Source organism: Micromonospora deserti (assembly GCF_003236335.1).
Classification (GTDB): domain Bacteria; phylum Actinomycetota; class Actinomycetes; order Mycobacteriales; family Micromonosporaceae; genus Micromonospora; species Micromonospora deserti.
Genome location: NZ_POUB01000458.1, coordinates 1 through 2,513, shown reverse-complemented (window position 1 = coordinate 2,513; position 2,513 = coordinate 1). Strand labels below are relative to the sequence as shown.

General features: G+C 75.1%; 1 protein-coding gene. It reads left to right on the top strand.

Features of this window, described 5'->3' with window-relative positions:
* The first annotated feature begins 325 nt into the window (after nucleotides 1–325).
* Entirely contained in the window at nucleotides 326–2,404 is a 2,079-nt protein-coding gene (locus tag C1I99_RS31095) for a SpoIIE family protein phosphatase (RefSeq protein ID WP_111137707.1), read from the top strand.
* Nucleotides 2,405–2,513 lie beyond the last annotated feature (109 nt).

Sequence of the window (2,513 nt, the reverse complement as noted above, 5' to 3'; positions counted from 1 at the left end):
ACACTTCTAGCTTCGTCGGCAGCGTCAGATGTCTATAAGAGACAGGGTCGCCACCGCGCACCCGCCGCAGCGCCTCCGTCAACTCGCCGAGGAGCGCCTCGTGGTCGGGCGCGGACGGATCCGCTGTCGCCGACTGTTTCGCCGTGGTCATCATTCCTCGCTCCGCTCGGGGGCAAACCGGCCCGTCCGGACACACCGGCCACCCCATATTGTGCCCGCGCGGCCGCCGGCGCCAGGCCGCGCGGCCCGGTCGGCGGGACCGGCGGGTCGACCCCGCCCCGGGGCCGGCTTGGCACCCGGCCAGTAAGCGGTGGAGGATACGGGGGTGTCAGCGGAGACGCAGCCCGCGGCGACCGGGGGCCCAGACCAGCATGTCCGGCGTGTCCGGCTTCCCGCCGACCGGCGTACGCCGGCCGCGGCCCGGGCCGTCGTCCGGTCGGTGCTGGCCGAGGCGCACCTGGAGGAGCTGGTCAACGAGGCGCTGCTGCTGACCACCGAGCTCTCCACCAACGCCGTGGAGCACGCCCGCACCGAACTGGACATCGAGGTCGTCGCCGACCCGATCGGGCTCACCGTCACGGTGTCCGACTTCGCCGGCGGGCCGGTGGACGAGCTGATCGTCGGGGTCCGCAACGACGCCACCGACATCGCCGAGGTCGCCGAACGCGGGCGAGGTCTACTCCTGGTCGACCACTTCGCCAGCCGCTGGGGCACCACCTACCTGCCCAGGGGGAAGGGTGTCTGGTTCCGGCTGGACCGGCCCGGCGCGACCGCCGACACCGAGGCCGGGCGGCACCCGGCGGAGTCGGGCCCCGGCACCGGCACGGCCACCCCCGCCGCCGAAGGCTCCGCGCCGAGCGCCGCGGCGATGAGCGAACTGATGCAGACCACCCCCGATCCGTACGCCGAGGATCCGCTGCCGGACTTCGCGACCGGCCTGCTCACCCGGATGGCGGAGATGGTCGGCGCGGCCGGTGGCGTGGTCCGGCTGGACCGGGGCGACGGGCAGGGCCCGCAGGTGCTGGCCCGGTACGGCCGCCAGCCGCGGGCCGGCAACGAGCTGATCCGGGTGCCGCTGGCGGTGCACCGCCCCTACTCGGGCGAGCTGGAGCTGGACGCCGCGCCGTCGGCGTACGCCCGGCCGTTGGCGGCGCTGATGGCCGAGCGGCTCTCGCTGCACCTGGAGAACGACCGGCTGCGCCGCGCCGACGTGCGCCGGCGGGCCTGGCTGACCTTCCTCGCCGAGGCCAGCGAGCTGCTCGCCCAGTCCCTGGACGTGGAACTGACCATGGCGCTCATCCCCCAGCTGGTGGTGCCCCGGCTCGGGCAGTGGTGTGCGGTGCACACCACCGACGAGTGGGGGCGGCTCCGGCTGGCGGCGGCCAGCCACGCCGACGAGTCGGTCCTGCCGCAGCTGCACAAGGTGCTCGAGGAGACCGGCCCGGACTCGATCCAGTCCCGGCTGCGCGAGGCCTCCCGCAACGGGGCGCAGATGCCGCTCGGGGCCCCGATGGAGGGCTTCGCCGTACCGCTGATCGCCCGGGGCCAGCGGCTCGGCACCCTGGCGGTGGGCCGGCACCAGTGGCACCGGCACGACCCGGACGAGGTCGCCGTGCTGGAGGACGTGGCCCGGCGGGCCGCCCTGGCCATCGAGAACGCCCGGATCCACGCCGAACGTCGCCGGGTCGCGCAGACGCTCCAGCAGTCGCTGCTGCCGCCGGTGCTGCCCCTGGTGGAGCGGATTGGTTTCGGCGCCGAGTACGTCCCCACCGGCGGCGACGCCGACGTGGGCGGCGACTTCTACGACGTGCTGCCGCTGCCGGACGGCCGCTGGCTGGTGGTGATCGGCGACGTCTCCGGCAAGGGGGTGCAGGCCGCCGCGGTGACCGGGCTGGTGCGGGACGTGATCCGGGTGCTCGTCGGTGACGGCAAGCCGCTGCCCGAGGTGCTGGCCCGGCTCAACGAGACGCTGGTCGAGCGGGGCGGCGGGCGCTACTGCACGCTCGCCCTCGCGGCGGTCGGGCCCGGTGCCGACGACCAGCTCGACGTCTCGCTGCACCTCGCCGGCCACGACCGCCCGGTGCTGCTGCGCGCCGAGGGCAGGGCGGCCTTCGTCGGCACCGGCGGCACCGCCCTCGGCCTGCTCGACTCGATCGCCTCGCCGACGTCGGAGATCCCCCTCGAACCGGGCGACTCGCTGATCTTCTACACCGACGGGGTGACCGAACGCCGGCGCGGCCGGGAGCTGTTCGGCACCGAGCGGCTCTGCGAGGCCGCCGCCCCGCTCGCCGGCTACTCGGCGGAGGTGGTGGCCGCCCGGCTGCGCTCGACCGCGATCGGTTTCTCCACCGAGACCCCCCGCGACGACATCGCCATCCTCGTGCTCCGCAACGACGCTGCCTGACCCGACCAACCTGACCACCCTCGCGCTCGACCGGCCGGCTTGCTCCGCGGGTCAGCGGCCACCGGGGAGGCGGCCGGGGGCGAGGCGGTGGTGCGGATCGAGGTGCTCC